The organism is Paraburkholderia sediminicola (genome assembly GCF_902859805.1).
In the GTDB taxonomy this organism is placed as follows: domain Bacteria; phylum Pseudomonadota; class Gammaproteobacteria; order Burkholderiales; family Burkholderiaceae; genus Paraburkholderia; species Paraburkholderia sediminicola.
In genome coordinates this window covers 369009-385712 of sequence record NZ_CADIKC010000005.1, presented here as the reverse complement: position 1 = coordinate 385712, position 16704 = coordinate 369009, and the positions used below count along the sequence as shown (strand labels likewise).

General features: G+C 62.9%; 13 protein-coding genes. 4 read left to right on the top strand and 9 right to left on the bottom strand.

The window, feature by feature from the left end; all coding sequences use genetic code 11:
• Window positions 1-62: 62 nt before the first annotated feature.
• The 4 genes from rsmA to R8871_RS20395 all read right to left on the bottom strand — a co-directional run bounded on the left by rsmA (window position 63) and on the right by R8871_RS20395 (window position 5884).
• Window positions 63-941 carry a 16S rRNA (adenine(1518)-N(6)/adenine(1519)-N(6))-dimethyltransferase RsmA gene (rsmA, locus tag R8871_RS20410; RefSeq protein WP_175052085.1) on the bottom strand — a complete coding sequence of 293 codons (879 nt, stop codon included), beginning with the start codon at window positions 939-941 and terminating at the stop codon, window positions 63-65.
• A 140-nt stretch (window positions 942-1081) separates the two neighbouring features.
• Window positions 1082-2092 carry a 4-hydroxythreonine-4-phosphate dehydrogenase PdxA gene (gene pdxA, locus R8871_RS20405; RefSeq protein ID WP_175052084.1) on the bottom strand — a complete coding sequence of 337 codons (1011 nt, stop codon included), beginning with the start codon at window positions 2090-2092 and terminating at the stop codon, window positions 1082-1084.
• A 5-nt stretch (window positions 2093-2097) separates the two neighbouring features.
• Window positions 2098-3459 (bottom strand): peptidylprolyl isomerase, encoded by a 1362-nt coding sequence (locus tag R8871_RS20400; protein ID WP_175052083.1) that lies wholly within the window; start codon window positions 3457-3459, stop codon window positions 2098-2100.
• A gap of 67 nt (window positions 3460-3526) precedes the next feature.
• On the bottom strand, window positions 3527-5884 hold the full coding sequence (locus R8871_RS20395) for an LPS-assembly protein LptD (protein ID WP_175052082.1): 2358 nt from the start codon (window positions 5882-5884) through the stop codon (window positions 3527-3529).
• A gap of 222 nt (window positions 5885-6106) precedes the next feature.
• On the opposite strand from R8871_RS20395, the gene R8871_RS20390 reads away from it, so the two are divergent.
• Both R8871_RS20390 and murU read left to right on the top strand, forming a co-directional pair.
• Window positions 6107-7198 carry an aminoglycoside phosphotransferase family protein gene (locus R8871_RS20390; RefSeq protein WP_175052081.1) on the top strand — a complete coding sequence of 364 codons (1092 nt, stop codon included), beginning with the start codon at window positions 6107-6109 and terminating at the stop codon, window positions 7196-7198.
• Between the two features lie 3 nt (window positions 7199-7201).
• Window positions 7202-7915, top strand: coding sequence for an N-acetylmuramate alpha-1-phosphate uridylyltransferase MurU (gene murU, locus R8871_RS20385; RefSeq protein ID WP_175052080.1), 714 nt, complete (start codon window positions 7202-7204; stop codon window positions 7913-7915).
• Between the two features lie 83 nt (window positions 7916-7998).
• Here murU and R8871_RS20380 read toward each other — a convergent pair whose 3' ends face one another.
• Window positions 7999-9888: an ABCB family ABC transporter ATP-binding protein/permease gene (locus R8871_RS20380; protein ID WP_175052079.1), complete on the bottom strand. Its 1890-nt coding sequence runs from the start codon at window positions 9886-9888 to the stop codon at window positions 7999-8001.
• A 171-nt stretch (window positions 9889-10059) separates the two neighbouring features.
• Between R8871_RS20380 and R8871_RS20375 the strand changes: the two genes are divergently transcribed.
• A complete protein-coding gene (locus tag R8871_RS20375) occupies window positions 10060-10455 on the top strand; it encodes an acyl-CoA thioesterase (RefSeq protein WP_175052078.1) in 396 nt (131 codons plus the stop codon).
• A 146-nt stretch (window positions 10456-10601) separates the two neighbouring features.
• Here the strand turns inward: R8871_RS20375 and R8871_RS20370 are convergent, their stop codons facing one another.
• On the bottom strand, window positions 10602-10931 hold the full coding sequence (locus R8871_RS20370) for a DUF4148 domain-containing protein (RefSeq protein WP_175052077.1): 330 nt from the start codon (window positions 10929-10931) through the stop codon (window positions 10602-10604).
• Between the two features lie 215 nt (window positions 10932-11146).
• On the bottom strand, window positions 11147-12052 hold the full coding sequence (locus R8871_RS20365) for a LysR substrate-binding domain-containing protein (protein ID WP_175052076.1): 906 nt from the start codon (window positions 12050-12052) through the stop codon (window positions 11147-11149).
• 160 nt (window positions 12053-12212) lie between these two features.
• On the opposite strand from R8871_RS20365, the gene R8871_RS20360 reads away from it, so the two are divergent.
• A complete protein-coding gene (locus R8871_RS20360; protein ID WP_175052075.1) occupies window positions 12213-12827 on the top strand; it encodes a glutathione S-transferase in 615 nt (204 codons plus the stop codon).
• 30 nt (window positions 12828-12857) lie between these two features.
• Here R8871_RS20360 and R8871_RS20355 read toward each other — a convergent pair whose 3' ends face one another.
• Together R8871_RS20355 and R8871_RS20350 are read right to left on the bottom strand one after the other, a co-directional pair.
• Window positions 12858-15968 carry a sensor domain-containing protein gene (locus R8871_RS20355; protein WP_175052074.1) on the bottom strand — a complete coding sequence of 1037 codons (3111 nt, stop codon included), beginning with the start codon at window positions 15966-15968 and terminating at the stop codon, window positions 12858-12860.
• A gap of 231 nt (window positions 15969-16199) precedes the next feature.
• Complete coding sequence (locus R8871_RS20350) at window positions 16200-16676, bottom strand: nitrate reductase associated protein (RefSeq protein WP_175052073.1); 477 nt, start codon at window positions 16674-16676, stop codon at window positions 16200-16202.
• Between the last annotated feature and the right edge of the window lie 28 nt (window positions 16677-16704).

Sequence of the window (16704 nt, the reverse complement as noted above, 5' to 3'; positions counted from 1 at the left end):
GTGGGGCGTTTCACGCGCGCTGCAGAACGCAGCGCGCTTCCTTCGAGACCATGCAGCGCCGCTCACGCGGCGTCAGTCCCTGGTTCCGCGGCTGCGGCCGCGGCGCCACGCGACGGCGAAGCCGCCACGATCTGCGCCACACGCACATATTCGGCCACCGGCACATCTTCGGCGCGGCGTTGCAGATCGAAGCCGAGCGCCTCGAAATCCACCGAATCACGAAACGCGGCCAGCGTATTGCGCAACATCTTGCGGCGCTGCGAGAAAGCCGCCGTCACTACTTCGCCGAGCACGCGCTCGTCCACGGCCGGCAGTTCATGCAGTTCGTACGGGATCATCCGCACGATCGCCGAATCGACCTTCGGCGGCGGGTTGAATGCGTCAGGCGGCACGTCGAGTTGTTTGTCGATCACGTAGCGGTACTGCAGCATCACCGAGAGGCGGCTGAACGCCTTGGTGCCCGGCTCCGCCACCATGCGCTCGACAACTTCGTTCTGCAGCATGAAGTGCTGATCGATCACGCGATCCGCGAACGCGGTCAGATGAAACAGCAGCGGGCTCGAAATGTTATACGGCAGATTGCCGACAATGCGCAGCGACGCCTTCTCGCCCGGTGCGGCCAGCGTGCCGAAGTCGAACGCAAGCGCATCGCCCGCGTGCAGCTCAAGCAGGCCGCCGAATTTGGTCTTGAGGCGGCCGATCAGATCGCGATCCAGCTCGACGGCGTGCAACGGCGCTTCGGGCGTCGCCAGACGCTCGATCAGCGGTTCGGTGAGTGCGCCAAGCCCCGGCCCGATCTCGACCATGCGCTCGCCGCGCTGCGGCCGGATCACGTCGACGATCGAATCGATCACGCCCGTATCGACCAGAAAATTCTGTCCGAAACGCTTGCGCGCGATATGGCCCTGGTGCCGGCCCGGTTGCTGTCTACTGGTGGACATCGAAGAAACGCTATAAAGAGAACTGCTTAAGAATAGGAACAAACCAGGAATACACGCAACGACTGCGCAACGATCGCGCAAACGTCAGGCACCCGGAAAACCCAGAAAAGCGCGGACCAAACCGCGCCGCGATCGCTGGCTCAGCCCGCGCGGCGGTGTTGCGCCATCGAAACCGCCGTATCGATCGCGGCGATCAGACTGCCCGAGTCGGCGCGGCCGGTGGCGGCCAGATCGAGCGCGGTGCCGTGATCGACCGAAGTGCGGATGATCGGCAAGCCGAGCGTGATGTTGATGCCTTCGCCGAACGTTGCGTACTTCAACACCGGCAGGCCCTGATCGTGGAACATCGCCAGTACGCAGTCGGCCTGTTCCAGATAACGCGGCTGGAACAAGGTGTCTGCCGGATAGGGTCCAGGCGCGTCGATGCCCTGCTCGTTCGCGAGTTTCAGAGCGGGAGAAATCACCTCGATTTCCTCGCGGCCCAGATAACCGTTTTCGCCCGCGTGCGGGTTCAGCCCCGTCACGAGGATACGCGGCGCAGGCAGGCCAAAGTGGTGGCGCAGATCGTGATCGATGATGCGCAGCGTCTCGACGATACCTTCGATCGTCAGCGCGGCGGACACGTCTTTGAGCGGCAGATGCGTGGTAGCGAGAGCAACGCGCAACGGACGCTTGCCGGTGCCGGCCAGCATCATCACCACGCGCGGCGTGTGCGTGCGCTCGGCGAGGTATTCCGTGTGCCCGGTGAACGGCACACCTGCATCGTTGATGGTGCTTTTTTGCAGCGGCGCTGTAACGATGGCGTCGAAGGTGCCGGCCACGGCGCCGTCGATCGCGCTGTCGAGCAGATCGAGCACGTAGCGGCCGTTGGCGGCGTCCAGCTTGCCGGCCAACGAGGGGGCGGCGAGCGGCCGATGCTGCACCCGTACGCGCTTGCCGTCCGCCACCAGCGCAGTCCAGTCGACGCCTACCGCGCGCGAGCGCTCAGCCAGCAAATCCGCATCGCCCAGCACCGTGAACTCGGCACCGGGCCAATGCGCCGCCGCACCCGCCAGCGCCTGCACGGTCAGCTCGGGACCGACGCCGGCAGGCTCGCCGGTCGTGATCGCGATCTGCAACGGAAGGCTGGTGGACTGCGCGGCGCTTGTCATGACGTTTATTGCACGCTCGTAAGCTGCGGCTTCACTTCCACGTAGGCGGTGTCGCGCAGTTCGCGCAACCAGTCGGCGTAGGCCTGTTCCGCCTTGCGCTGGCCGATTGCCTGACGCGCCAGATCCATCTGCTGCGAAACCGAACCTTCCGATTCGCGGCGGGCCAGCACCTGAATCAGGTGATAGCCGTATTCGCTGCGCACCGGGTCGCTGATCTGACCGTCCTGCAGGTTGTTCATGGCGCGCTCGAATTCCGGCACCGTCTCGCCCGGGCTGATCCAGCCGAGGTCGCCGCCTTGTGACGACGAACCGTCTTGCGAGTACGTGTGGGCGAACTTCGCGAAGTCGCCGCCTGCGGCGATCTGGTTCTTGATTTCGAGCAGTTTCTGACGCGCTTGCGGCTCGGACATGCCGTCGCCGACGCGCAGCAGAATGTGGCGAACGTGCGTCTGTACGAGCTTCGGTGCGTCGGAGCTGGCGCCCTGGCCCGCGCGACGATCGACGAGGCGCACGATTTCGAAGCCGTCGTTGGTGCGGATCACATCCGGGCTGACCTCACCCGGACGCAGCGCCGAGGCGGCCTTGACGAACTCAGGCGGCAGCTTGGACGGCGTCACGAAACCCGTATCGCCGCCTTTCGAGGCATCCGGCGCTTGCGAATTCGACTTCGCCAGCTTTTCGAAGTTGGCGCCGCCCTTGGCTTCGGTCAGCAGGGCCTGAGCCTTTTTCTGCGCGGCTTCGATGTCGGTTTCCGAGGCGTTCAACGGCGCCTTCAGGAAAATGTGCTGAAAGTGCAGATCGCTCGTCAGACCGGAGTTCGGTCCGCGCTGGCTGGCGATGTAGTTCGCGACTTCGGCGTCCGACACCGTGACCTTGCTGTCCACTTCCTTCTCACGCAGACGCGAGAGCGTGAGCTCGGTGCGGGCGTCGTTCGTGAAGGTGGTCCAGGGCACGCCTTGCGCCTCGATACGCGCGCGGTACATGTCGAGTGTCAGGTTGTTCGCCTGCGCGAGCCGCTCGAGCGTTTTTTGCACAGCGGCGTCGTCGATGTTGATGCCGTCTTCTTTCGCCTTCTGCAGTTGGATGCGTTCCAGCACCATCTGGTTGAGCACCTGCTGGCGCAGCTGGTCCATCGGCGGGACCGGCGCGTTCTGCTGGTTCAGCCGGCGGGTGATCAGGCCGATGCGGTCGTCGAGCTCGCGCCGCGTGATGACACCGTTGTTGACCACTGCGGCAATGGTGTCGACCGTCTGGCCGCTATTGCTGGACAGCGCCTGCGCCTGAACGGGCGCAACCGACAGGAAAGACGCCGCGGCGACAAGACCTGCCGCAAGCGTTGCCAAGCGAAGCTTTTTCATGATTGCCACAGATACTCCAATGATGTCGGGCGCGCCTGGCCCGTCTTTTCGCATGCTATAAATAATTGGGCGAGCGTCATTCGTAATTGGTGAAACGCGCTTCCGGCGGCGGCGGCGGGGGCAACGGCGTATAGCCCGCCACACTGCTGCGGAACGCGGAAATCAGCCCGTTGTCGACGCTCGACAAGCCCTTGAACGTCAACTGCGCGAGAAACCGCGTGCTCGACTGATTCTGCCCCGACGTATTCAGACCGTTCGCATAGCGCTGGATCCCGGCGCCGAGCGTCCAGCAGTCGGCGTCGTATTGCAGGCCGACCAGACCGTCGACGATCCGATGCCCGCCCAGGTCGTAATTGAAACGGCCTACCCCGTACACACGGTGCGTCAGCGGCCACTGCCCCGAAATCAGCACCTGGTTGATCGGCTGGTTATCCAGCGTGGTGTTCGCGCGGGTGTAGCGATACGCGACGTTGATCACCTTGCCGCTGGCCGGACTGAACCCGAAGCCGATGCTCGTCTTCGTCAACTGGTTGTTGTCGGCATTATATTGGAACGCAGTTTCCGACGCGAAACCGGCCCCGAGCTTGAGCGACGCACCCGCGATCAGGTCCGAATGGGTGGCCTGCGTGCTGGTCTGCGTGGGCAGAAGCGTGACGCGCTGATCCTGGAAGTAATACTGTTGCGCGATCACGAAACGCGCGCGTTCGTCGCCCGTGGCCGGGTTGATGAAGCGCGTGGTAATCGCCGCGGTCAGACGGTTCGCGTCGGCGATCCGGTCGTTACCGACGAACGTGTTCGGCGTGAAGATTTCCGCCAGCCCGAAGTCGGAATCGGCCGTATCGAACAGCGGCGCGTTTTCCTGGTTGCGGTACGGCGTGTAGACGTAGTAGAGCCGCGGCTCCAGCGTCTGGATGTAATCCTCGCCGAAAATCCGCACCGAACGGTCGAAAATCAGCCCGGTGTCGAAGGAGAGCGTCGGGATCGACTCGGTGAAATTCTTCGGCGTGCCGGCTGTCGCGATATTGTTCAGGTTGTACGACGCAAAGTGCCACTGCACCTTCGGCGTCACGAAGTAACCCGGCCCGACCACCGAATACGACAGGTACGGGTTGAACATCACCCGCTGACCCTGGGTCGTGTCCGCGGTGGTGATGCGGAAATTCGTGTAGTCGGCTTCCGCGCCGTAGTCGAAACCACCGACGTTGTACTTCGCGTACTTCACGTTCAACTGCGGCTCGCGACCGTACGGCGCCACCGAAGGCGTCAGCGTCTGCCAGTGCTGCTCACGGGCCAGCACGGACCACGGGCCGTTGTTATACGTCACCCCGGCTTCCTGTTGATACAGGAGCTGGGTGCCGTTCATGAACTGACTGACGGACGACGACAGGTCTTCCGGATACGTGTTGTCCGAAACCTTGTTGTAGTAGATGTAACCGCCGAACCCGTCGCCGAAGTTCTGGTTGTGCTGGATGTACAGCGCGTAGCGGTTGGTCTTCGTCAGGCGGTCGTCCGGCAGGTATTCACCGGTGATCGAGCCCGAGTAGGTAGGCGACAGGTAACGGAAGGTCGACTGCAACTGCACACCGCGCTTCGAGATCAGCCGCGGCGTGACCGTCAGGTCGCGATTCGGCGCGATGTTGAAGTAGTACGGCACCGACAGTTCGAAGCCGTTCGACGAACTGAGCGAGAACGTGGGCGGCAGAATCCCGCTGCGCCGTTCGCCCGATAGCGGGAACGACAGCCACGGCGAAGCGAAGACCGGCACGCCCTGGAAGAACAGCACGCTGTTGTACGCGACGCCTTCGTCCGCGCCGGTGTCGAAATCGAACTCGCTGCCCTTGAGATACCAGGCCGGATTGTCCGTGCACGAGCAAGCGGTGTACGTGCCCTTCGTGAACACCGAGCGCTCGCTGTCGAGCAGGTCGACGCGCTCCGCGCTGCCCGAGCCGCCCGTCACGTTGAAGTGGTACTTCGGCGCGGACATGAAGCCTTCGCTCGAGTCCACCCGCATATGTGCTTCCGGGCCGGCGAACCTGGCGCCGTTATTGTTCAGGTGAACCTGGCCGTATGCGTCGGCCATGTCCGTGTCCTGATCGTAGTGCAGCGCGTCGGCCTTGATGACGAAGGTATTGCGCCGCACCTCGGCCGAGCCTTTCGCGGCCATGTCCTGGTCGGTGGTGCCGCTCGTCGTGTCGCCAAGCACGAAGGTGGCCGCCTTCTGGCCTGCCTGCAATGGATGCTCTTCGAGCTGCGGGGCGAGCTGCATGCCCCATGGCGCGTCGATAGGCTGCGGCTGCGCGGCTTCCCCCACCAGCTGGGCGTGCGCAAGCGCGGGCATCAGGCCCGGAACGGCGATCAACGCCGCGACGAGCCGCCTTTTGCGCGGGACAACAGCACAAGAGGGAGTCGTTTGGGAAAGCTGTCTAGGCGGCATGTATCGTTTGGCGAATCGGCCCGTCCGTCAGCTTTTGTAGTCACGATCCACCGCCTGCACATCCCGACCGTGACAGTCGGCTGCACATCAATATTTACAATCTGTCGAACGATGAGGCGGGCGGTAAAGCGGAACACGCGAAAGCTGGCGTGAGTCGCGTCAAAAAAGTCGTGGGGTATTATATGGCAAGACGTTGCCCCTCTGAATTTGCCGCCGGTTTTCATGACGCTGCCCCCTGCCAAAAACGCTACCCAAGATTCCTCCGACAGCCGCCTCGAACTGCTCAAGGTCTGGCTGAACGCCCACGCAGCGCGCTATGCGCTTGATCTGGGCACGCTGGCGCCGGCTTCGTCCGACGCCAGTTTCCGCCGCTATTTCCGGCTTGCCGGTAAGGCGGCGGAAGGCGAAAGCGCCGGCACCCTGATCGCCGTCGATGCCCCGCCGCCCGAAAAGTGCCGCGAATTTGTGCAAATCGCACAATTGCTCGAGGCCGCCAACGTGCAGGTGCCGCGCGTGCTCGAGGTCGATTTCGACGCCGGCTTCATGCTCGTCACCGATCTGGGCACCGATTCGTACCTCGGCGCGCTGACCGAGGCGCAAAACGGCGACGATCCGCACCGCGCCCGCTCGCTGATGCGCGACGCGCTCGATGCCCTGATCCGCTGGCAGCTCACCTCGCGCGAAGACGTGCTGCCGCCGTTCGACGAAGCCTTCCTGCGCCGTGAGATGGAGTTGCTGCCCGAGTGGTTCATCGGCCGCCATCTGGGCCGCGAGGTCGACGACAAGACCCGTGCGCTGCTCGATCGCACCTTCGCGCTGCTGATCGCGAGCGCCCGGGCGCAACCGCAGGTGTTCATGCTGCGCGATTTCATGCCGCGCAATCTGATGGTCGCGGCCGCCCCCAACCCGCTGAATCCCGGCGTGCTGGATTTCCAGGACGCGGTGTACGGCCCGATCACCTACGACGTCGCCTCGTTGCTGCGCGATGCATTCCTCAGCTGGGACGAAGAGTTCGAACTGGATTGCTTCGTGTACTACTGGGAGCGCGCGAAAAAAGCCGGGCTGCCGGTCGATCCGGATTTCGGCGAGTTCTACCGCCAGCTCGAATGGATAGGTCTGCAACGGCACATCAAGGTGCTGGGGCTGTTCTGCCGGATCAACTACCGCGACAGCAAACCGCATTACATGAAGGATCTGCCGCGTTTCATCGGCTATGCCCGCAAGGTCGCAGAACGCTATGCGCCGCTGCGTCCGTTCGCGAAGCTGCTCGACGAGCTCGAAGGCCGCGCGAATGAAGTCGGCTACACGTTCTGACCGATGACGATGTCTCTGAAGAAAGCGATGATCTTCGCCGCCGGGCGCGGCGAGCGTATGCGTCCGTTGACCGACACGTGCCCGAAGCCTTTGCTCGAAGTGGGCGGCAAACCCTTGATCGTGTGGCAGATCGAACGCCTCGCGCAAGCCGGTTTTCAAACCATTGTGATCAATCACGCGTGGCTCGGCGAACAGATCGAAGCCGTGCTCGGCGACGGTTCGCGCTGGGGTGTGCAATTGCGCTATTCGGCCGAGCATGAGGCATTGGAAACCGCCGGCGGGATCGCGCAGGCGTTGCCGCTGCTGGAGGATGACGGCGCGAGCGAAGTGTTCGTCGCAATCGCCGGCGACGTGTACGCTGATTTCGACTACGCCACGCTGAATGCGCATGCCGGCACACTGAAGTCGCTGCCCGAGCCGGGCATGCATCTGGTGATGGTGCCGAATCCGGTGTTTCATCCGCACGGCGACTTCGGTCTGATCGAGGGCGTGTTGTCGCTCGACGCTCAGCCTCGCTTGACGTTCGGCAGCATCGGTCTGTACGACACGCGCATGTTTCGCGATCTGCCGCGCGGCACGCGACGGCCGCTCACGCCTTACTATCGTGCGACGATTGCAAGCGGTCTCGCAAGCGGCGAGTTGTATGAAGGCTTGTGGGAAAACGTCGGTACGCCGGCGCAACTGCAGGATTTAGATCAGCGTGTGAGCGCACGCTGAGTACTGCGAGGTGTTGAGCGACACCGTACGGCTTCGTGCGGTGTCGTGCAATAGCGCCGCGCCGCCCAACACCCCCGCAAAACTCACCGGCCGCCATCCCCCGCACCCACCGTTTCAGCCGACTCCGGCGCCTCTGCGGCACGTTGCTGCTGCAACGCCCACATCTGCGCGAACAAGCCGTTCGCTTGCAGCAACTCGGCGTACGTCCCACGTTCGACGATCCGTCCTTTGTCCATCACGATGATCTGCTGCGCGTGCACGACCGTCGAAAGCCGGTGCGCGATGATCAGCGTCGTGCGCTCACGGGCGATCTGGTCGAGCTCATGCTGGATCGCGCGTTCTGAACGCGAATCGAGCGCCGACGTCGCCTCGTCGAACAGCAGGATCGGCGGATTCTTAAGGATGGTCCGCGCAATCGCCACACGCTGCTTTTCTCCGCCGGACAACTTCAGGCCACGCTCGCCGACCGGCGTCTCGTACCCCTTCGGCAGCCCTTCGATGAAGTCGTGAATATGCGCCGCGCGCGCCGCCGCGATCACTTCCTCGCGCGTGGCCGACGGACGGCCGTAAGCAATGTTGTAGTAGATCGAATCGTTGAACAGCACCGTATCCTGCGGCACGATGCCGATCGACGCACGCAGTGAATCCTGCGTGACGTCGCGAATATCCTGACCGTCGATGGTGATCGCGCCGCCTGTTGCGCGGTCCAGATCGTAGAAGCGGAACATCAGCCGCGCGAGCGTCGATTTGCCCGAGCCGCTATGGCCGACCACCGCCGTCGTGGCGCCCGCCGGAATCGTGAAGCTGACGTCGTGCAGAATCTGCCGCGCCGGCTCATACGAGAAGTTCACATGCTCGAAGCGCACCTGCGCACCGCTCACCTGCAACTCGGGCGCGTCCGGCACATCGGGCACTTCCTGGGCCGCGCCAAGCAGCGTGAACATGCGGTCCATGTCGGTCAGGCTTTGCTTCAGTTCCCGATACACGACGCCGAGAAAATTCAGCGGAATATAGAGCTGCAACATGAAGGTGTTGATCAGTACCAGATCGCCAAGCGTGAGGCGCCCGGCCATCACGCCTTGGGTTGCGCGCCACAGAATGAACACGAGCCCCGTGCCGATGATCGCCTGTTGCCCGAAGTTCAGCGCCGACAAGGAGCGCTGCGATTTGATCGCGGCCGTGCGATAGCGCTTGAGGTTTTCGTCGTAACGGTGCGCTTCCCACTCTTCGTTGCCGAAGTACTTCACTGTCTCGTAGTTGAGCAGCGAATCGATCGCGCGCGAATTCGCCTTTGAATCAAGGTCGTTCATCGTGCGGCGAAAATGCGTACGCCACTCGGTGACTTTCACGGTGAACGTGATGTACACGGCGAGCGCAATGAACGTGACGATCGCGTAGTACGCCTCGTATTTGACGACGAAAAAACCCAGCACGAGGCCGACTTCGACCAGGGTCGGCAAGATGCTGTACAGCGAATACGAGATCAGTTGCGTGATGCCGCGTGTGCCGCGTTCGATATCGCGCGACATGCCGCCCGTCTGCCGATCGAGGTGGAATCGCAACGACAGCGCATGCAGGTGGCGGAACACTTTCAGTGCGAGTTGCCGCACCGCGCTTTCGGTCACCTTGGAAAACAGGATTTCGCGCAATTCAGTGAAGAGCGACGTGGACAACCGCACCACCGCATAGGCGACCACCAGCAAACCGACGCCGCCCAACAGCACGATGGCAGGCGAATCGTGGGCGCGGCCGAGCGCGGTGAGATGCTGCACCGACGCGAGGCTGTCGACGATCCGTTTCATCACGATCGGCACGCCCAGATTGGCAACCTTCGCGCCGATCAGGCAGCTCAGCGCGAAGCCGACGCGCCATTTATAGGTGGCGAGGTAAGGCAGCAGCGACAGGATCGTTTGCCAGTCGTTGCGCGGCTGGGTCGAGATCGGGGAAGGTTCGGACGAGGGCGTACGGCGCATGGGATCGGCTGGGGAGAGTGTGGAAGCGACGGAGTTCGCAGCGGCGCGCCGACCGGCAGCGTGCCCGGCTGGCATCCTGCTTTTTGTCGCGCGACCCGGCTGGGCGCTTTCCCGTACAATTCCTGATCTTTCTATTGTCGCAGAAGCTGGCTGGCGCCGCTTTTCATCCCCATGACCGATATTCTTCAACTCCCGCAAAAACATTGCGCGCTGCGCGTCGTGCCGCAACCGTCGGACGCGAATGTTCACGGCGACGTGTTCGGCGGCTGGATCATGGCGCAAGTGGATATCGCCGGTTCGATTCCGGCAAGCCGCCGCGCCAACGGGCGGGTGGCGACCATCGCGGTCAATTCGTTCGTCTTCAAGCAGCCCGTGTTCGTCGGCGATCTGCTGAGCTTTTACGCGGATATCGTCAAGACGGGCAACACGTCGGTGACGGTGTCGGTCGAGGTTTACGCTCAGCGCATGAGCCTGACCGAAGACCTCGTGAAGGTCACCGAGGCAACCCTGACCTACGTTGCAACCGACAGCGACCGGCGCCCGCGCGCGCTGCCGGTGCTGGATTGAGCGGCTTGAGCGGCTTGAGCGGCTTGAGCGGCAGACTTTGAACCGCGGACTCTGAACGAAAAACGAGGCGCCTGGGCGCCTCGTTTGATTTCATACGTCGTACTTTGCCGGGATCACCAGCGCAAGCACGACCGGCCCGCAGCCGCTTACTGGCTCGCCGCCGCGCCCGCTGCCGCCTTCTTCTGCGCGTTCTGGAGATCCGTCGGATAGTTCGGATCGTTGCGCGCCGGGTTGTACCCGTTGCTTTCCAGTTGCTTCAACTCGGCATTCTTCTTCGCCCGCGCCTGCTTGCGAGCAGCCTTGCGTTGCGCCTTGGCGGCCGCCTTGGATGCGGCGGCAGACGGCGTGGCGGCAGCGGCTTGATCGCCCGCCGGAGCACTACTAGCGCTTTGCGCAAACGCCGGTGCAACCGAAGCCACACTCAGTACAACCGATGTGAACAGCACAGCCCATTTCTTTGCAGGTGAAGACGTCATTTCTCTCTCCAGTCGGATTGGCAAATATTCGACGGCGAAACGCCCGTGACCCAGTGCGAGCAGCGAAAAGCGGGCGCAACGCCACGTGAATCGATGCTTCGTGGTTCCCAGCGAAGTCAGAGATGGGAATCCCGAATATATACGACTGACCCTCGCGCGCAAACCGGTAATCCCCCCGTAAGCGAAAGTCTGCGCGCGCCAATCGATCTGGAATCTCAGCCGCCGCTACGCAAATAGACGTCGACCTGCGCTTCGATCCACTGCGCAAAATGCGCCTGCTTTGCGTTCAGAATTTCGCGTTGCTGCCACACCAGCCAGTACGGATAGCGGTACGGCACGCGAATATCGGTGATCTGCACCAGATCGCCGCGCGCCAGCGCATGCGCGACCAGACTGCGCCGTTCGAGCGCGATGCCCTGCCCCAGCAAAACCGCGCCCAGCACGATGTTCGAATCGTTTGCAGACAGCACGACCGCCTCGGCGGCCGGCTCCGCCACTTGCGCCGCCTGGCACCATTCGGCCCACGGCGTGTTGGGGCTGGAGATCAACGGACACGCGATCACGTCCTCGGCGGTGACGGGAAGGCGGCCCCCCGGCGCAAGCGCGAAATGTGGCGCAGCGACGACGAGCACTTCGTCGTCGAACAGTTTCTGCTGCGCAACATCGGGCCAATGCCCTTGCCCCATGCGAATGCCGATGTCACTCACGCCCTGGCGCAAATCCTCGACCTGCAGACTCGTCAGCAGACGAACCCGGTAGTACGGATGTGTCTCGCGGAAACTCGCGAGACGCGGCACGAGCCAATGTTGCGCAAACGACGGCACGGTCGCAATGATCAATTCGCTTTCGTGTGGGCGCGCCTGCGCGCGGCGCGTCGCCCGCGTAATGTCGCGCAACGCCAACCGTATATCTAGCGCGTAGAGCCGGCCTTCCTCGGTGAGTCGCAGGCCGCGCGCCTGGCGCACGAACAGCGCGACGCCCATCGAATCTTCCAGCACCTTGATCTGCTGGCTCACCGCGGAGTGCGTGACATGCAATTCCCTCGCGGCCTGGGTCACACCGCCCAGGCGGGCAACGGCTTCAAAGCAGCGCAGAGCGGTGAGGGGCGGAATCGGCTTCATGTAAGAAATTCTGACGTAAACCGTCGATTAATGTCGCTTTTTTTGGCTTGCCGAGCGCTTTAATCTATTGGTCTGATGCATGACAAGCACCGTCTGGCAAGCGAACGGCCGCCTCTTCGCCCGCTCAGGCCAGCCATATAGATCTTCTAACGGAAATGAGATGAAACTGATCGGAATGCTGGATTCACCCTACGTGCGCCGCGTCGCTATCTGCATGAAGTTGCTGAAGCTCGACTTCGAGCACCAGTCGGTTTCCGTGTTCAGCACGTATGAGGCGTTCGCGAAGATCAACCCCGTTGTGAAAGCGCCGACGCTGATCCTCGACAACGGTCAGAGCGTGATGGACTCGACGGTGATTCTGCAGTATCTCGCCACGCTCGCCGGGCCTGATCAGCGGATCTTCCCGTCGCAGCCGGAGCACTGCCTGCGCGCCGCGCGTCTTACCGGGCTCGCGCTGGCTGCTTGTGAAAAGACCGTACAGATCGTCTACGAACGCAATCTGCGTCCAGCGGACAAACAGCACGAGCCGTGGGTCGATCGCGTGACCGAGCAATTGCTGGCCGCTTACCGCGAACTCGAAGAGGAGCTCGCGTCGGCCCCGTTACCGGTCGAACCGAACCATTTTGGTGCAGCGGACGTGACGGTGGCCGTCGCGTGGAATTTCACGCAAATGTATTTTTCGGAGATCGTCACCAAGGCGGCACATCCGCACTTGCAGGCATTTTCCGAGGTAGCCGAACAACTGCCGGTGTTCCTCGATACGCCGGCTGTTTGAGGCACGCGCAGCGGGGAACGGTAGGTCGAACTACACCGTCTCCGCTTCCCGCCCTACTCCTCCCTGAAACAAGGCCGAGATCGCGTCCGTCGACATCGGCTTCGCGAAATAGAAGCCCTGCATCTCGTCGCACGCGCGCTCCTTCAGGAAGTCGAGTTGCGCCGACGTCTCCACGCCTTCGGCGATCACCTGCAATTTCAGCGAATGCGCGAGCGCGATGATCGCGGAGGTGATCGTTTCATCGTCGCCCGACACGCCGATATCCGACACGAACGAGCGGTCGATCTTCAAGCGATCCACCGGGAAGCGCTTCAGATAACTGAGACTCGAATAGCCGGTGCCGAAGTCGTCGATGGCAAGGCCGATGCCGAGCGCGTGCAGCTCGTTGAGCATCAACACCGCCTCCTCGGCATTGCGCATGATGGTGCTTTCGGTGAGCTCGAGTTCGAGATACTGCGGTTCGAGCCCCGTCTCGGCGAGCACCTGCATGACGAGTTTCGCGATATCGCGCTGCTGAAAAACGCGCGCCGACAGATTCATCGACACCCGCGCCGGCGGCAATCCTTCGTCCTGCCATGCCTTGTTCTGCCGGCACGCCTCACGCAAAACCCATTCCGACAGCGGCCCGATCAAGCCGCTCTCTTCGGCGACCGGAATGAACAGCGACGGCAGCACCAGGCCGACTTCCGGATCGCGCCAACGCACCAGCGCCTCGGTGCCGACGATCTGCCCGCTCAAGATATCCACCTGCGGCTGGTAGTGCAGCAGGAATTCGTTGTCGCGCAAGGCGCGGCGCAGACGCCGTTCGAGATTCATGCGCGCACCCGCGCTCGCATTCATTTCCGGCTGGTAGAACTGGAACGTATTGCGGCCCATGTCCTTCGCGCGATACATCGCCAGGTCGGCCTTTTTCATCAGCGTTTCCGCGTCTTCGCCGTCCTGCGGGAAGAGGCTCGCGCCCATGCTGCAGCCAACATACAACTCCGTGCCGTCGAGCAAGACCGGTTCCGAGATCGATGCGCGCACCCGCTCCATCCACGCGATCAGCGACTGCTCGTCGACGGTATCGGTCATCACGATCACGAACTCGTCGCCGCCATGCCGCGCGACCGTATCGCTGGTCCGCGTGCAACGGGCGAGCCTTTCGGCCACCACGCTCAGTAAGCGATCGCCGACGCTGTGGCCCAGGCTGTCGTTGACGTTCTTGAAACCGTCCAGATCGATGAACACGACCGCGACGCCCTTGTGATGGCGCTGCGCGACGATCAACGCGTGCTGCAGACGATCACGCAGCAGGTTGCGGTTCGGCAGGCGCGTGAGGCTGTCGTAGTTGGCCTGATATTCGAGTTGTTCCTGATAACGGATCAGGTCCGTCACATCATTGATCACGCCAATGTGGTGCGTGATCACGCCCTCCGCGTTCGGCACGGGCGCAATGAACAGCTGATTCCAGAACAGGGCGCCGTCCTTGCGATAGTTGCGCACCACGGCGCTCACCTCGCGATTCGCGGCGAGCGCCTGGCGGATCAGCGCGACGCCTTCCTGATCGCGGTCGTCGCGCTGCAGCACGCGGCAATCGTGACCGATCACTTCCGCGGGATCGTAGCCGGTGATCCGCATGAACGCGGGGTTCACGTATTCGATCAGATTGCCCGACGGCGACGGCGCGGTAATCAGAATCGCGTTGACGCTCGCATCGAGCGCGCGGCTTTGCAGACGCAAAGCCAGATCGGCGCGCTTGCGCTCGGTGATGTCCGTGTACGAACCGAGCACGCCGATCACGCGGCCGTCGCCGTCGGTGAACGGCAGCTTGCTCGTGACCGTGGTGCGGTGCACGCCGTCGATCACCAGGTCGACCTCGAAACTCATCTTCGGCACGCCGGTGGACACCACCTCCTTATCGTGCTCGCTCAGCAGGTCGGCAAAGGCGCGCCACGGCATGTCGCTGTCGCTCTTGCCCACCACCTGTTCGGGGTAAGAGAGCCCCGCATCGCGCGCGAACGCCATATTGCAGCCGAGATAGCGCGACTCGTGATCCTTCCAGAAAATGCGCTGCGGGATGTTGTCCATCACCGTCTCGAGCATCTGGTTCGAACGCTGCGCTTCGGCTTCGGTGTTGATCTGTTCGGTGACGTCGTCGGCCAGCACGAAGAACGCGGCGCGGCCCATGAAGTTGAGCGCGTGATACGAAATGTCGGCACTGATCGTCGAGCCGTCCTTGCGCCGGTGATGCCAGACACCCGCCATCGTGCGGCCGTGTTGCAGGACGTCGCTGCGCTGCAGGTGCGATTCGAGGCGCGAGATTTCGGAATTCGGCCGGATCGCGCGAATCGTCATGCCGAGGAATTCGCTTTCCGAGTACCCGTATTGCTGAATCGCAGCCGCGTTGACGGCGAGAAAGCGCAGTGTCTCGCGATCAAAAATGTACATCGGCACCGGATGGTCGTCGAACAGACCTCGAAAGCGCTCGTCGTTGCGGCCGAGCGCGCGCACCGTGCGCAGTTTTTCTCGTGCGCTGCTTTCGCGGGCGCCGAACGTGAAGATCAGAAGCGCGCTGCCGGCCAGCATCGTCACGATCAGCAGAAACATGGCGCGCTGGGTTTCATTCGCGGAACTCGCGAGCGACGCCTGCAACGCCTCGTTCTCCTGTTTGCGCAATGCCGCCAGACCGTCTTCCACGCGGCCGAGACCCAGCCCGAGATGCGTATAGGTCGACGCCGCCCAGGCGCGCGACTCGTTCGGCGTGGCGCTGGCGCTCTTCAGGAGGGCATCGTCGATATCGTGTTGCAGCGCGCGGCTGTCCACACTCAGCCTCGCGAGCGTGTCGAGCATGGCCGGTTCGCTGGCGAGCTCGTTGCGCAACTCGCGCTCCAGACCTGCCAGCGAAGCCGCCATGGCGGCAGCCTCGTTGACAGGCGACGCCACGCCCGAAGCTTCGAAACGGCCGAGCGCGGCCAGCCCGCCGTCGAGCGCGGTATGGTAAGCATCGAGGTTCTGACGCACGCTCGTCGAACGCAGCATGCGCGCGTCGGCGTCGCGCTGGCCGCAAATCTGCGTATAGGCGACGAACGCGTTCGCGCCGACCGCCGCGGCGACGACCGCCAGATTGATCAGCAGCCGCTTCGATAAAAAAGGAGTCATGGATTCCGAACGTCAATCGTTCTGAGGGCGGGAGCGCGGGGTCGCTTCCGGTGCGTCGGGTCACACCGAGTCGAGTCTTTTTACGCGCCAACCCATGGATAACGGCAGGGTTCGGAACAGATTGAGGGGGCGAGGCGAAATATTTCGCGGATTGAGCGGGGGCGTCTGGCTGGAGGTGCCTGGGCGGCAGCGGCTGGCCGGACGTCCCTAGGGGTCTGTAGCCGGCGGTACCTAACCGGCCGTACCAAATTCCTTCATCGCGGGGACGAAGTCATGGTTGCTTTCCGGCTTGCGTGACAATTTGGCGAGTACGTAGCGCTTGAACGGCTCGAGTTCCGCCCATTGGGCGACACGCGGCGTGGGCAAGCCGGCCAGTCCCGCCTGATGCACAACGCCGTCCGGCACGGCATCCGTGCGACGCCAGGCAGGCGCATCCTCCGGCGTGAACCACTCCGGCTCGATATTCGCGTGCGTGCGCAGCATCTCGAACAGTGCGTGGTCGAAATTCGGCTCGATTTCCGCGTCTTCTTCGACCGGAAATCGCGCCAGCAGCTTGCGGTCTTCGAGCGGCAGCATTTGCCACTGCTCAAGCGTGATGCGCAACCCGAAGCGATCGAGATTGAAGCGCACCGACATCGGGATGTAGGTGAAATTCTCCGAGGACGCGACTTCGAAGTTGAACAGAAGCGGTGCTTCGTTGAGTCCCATGACAGTATTCCTCTTTGGTGGCGGGCAA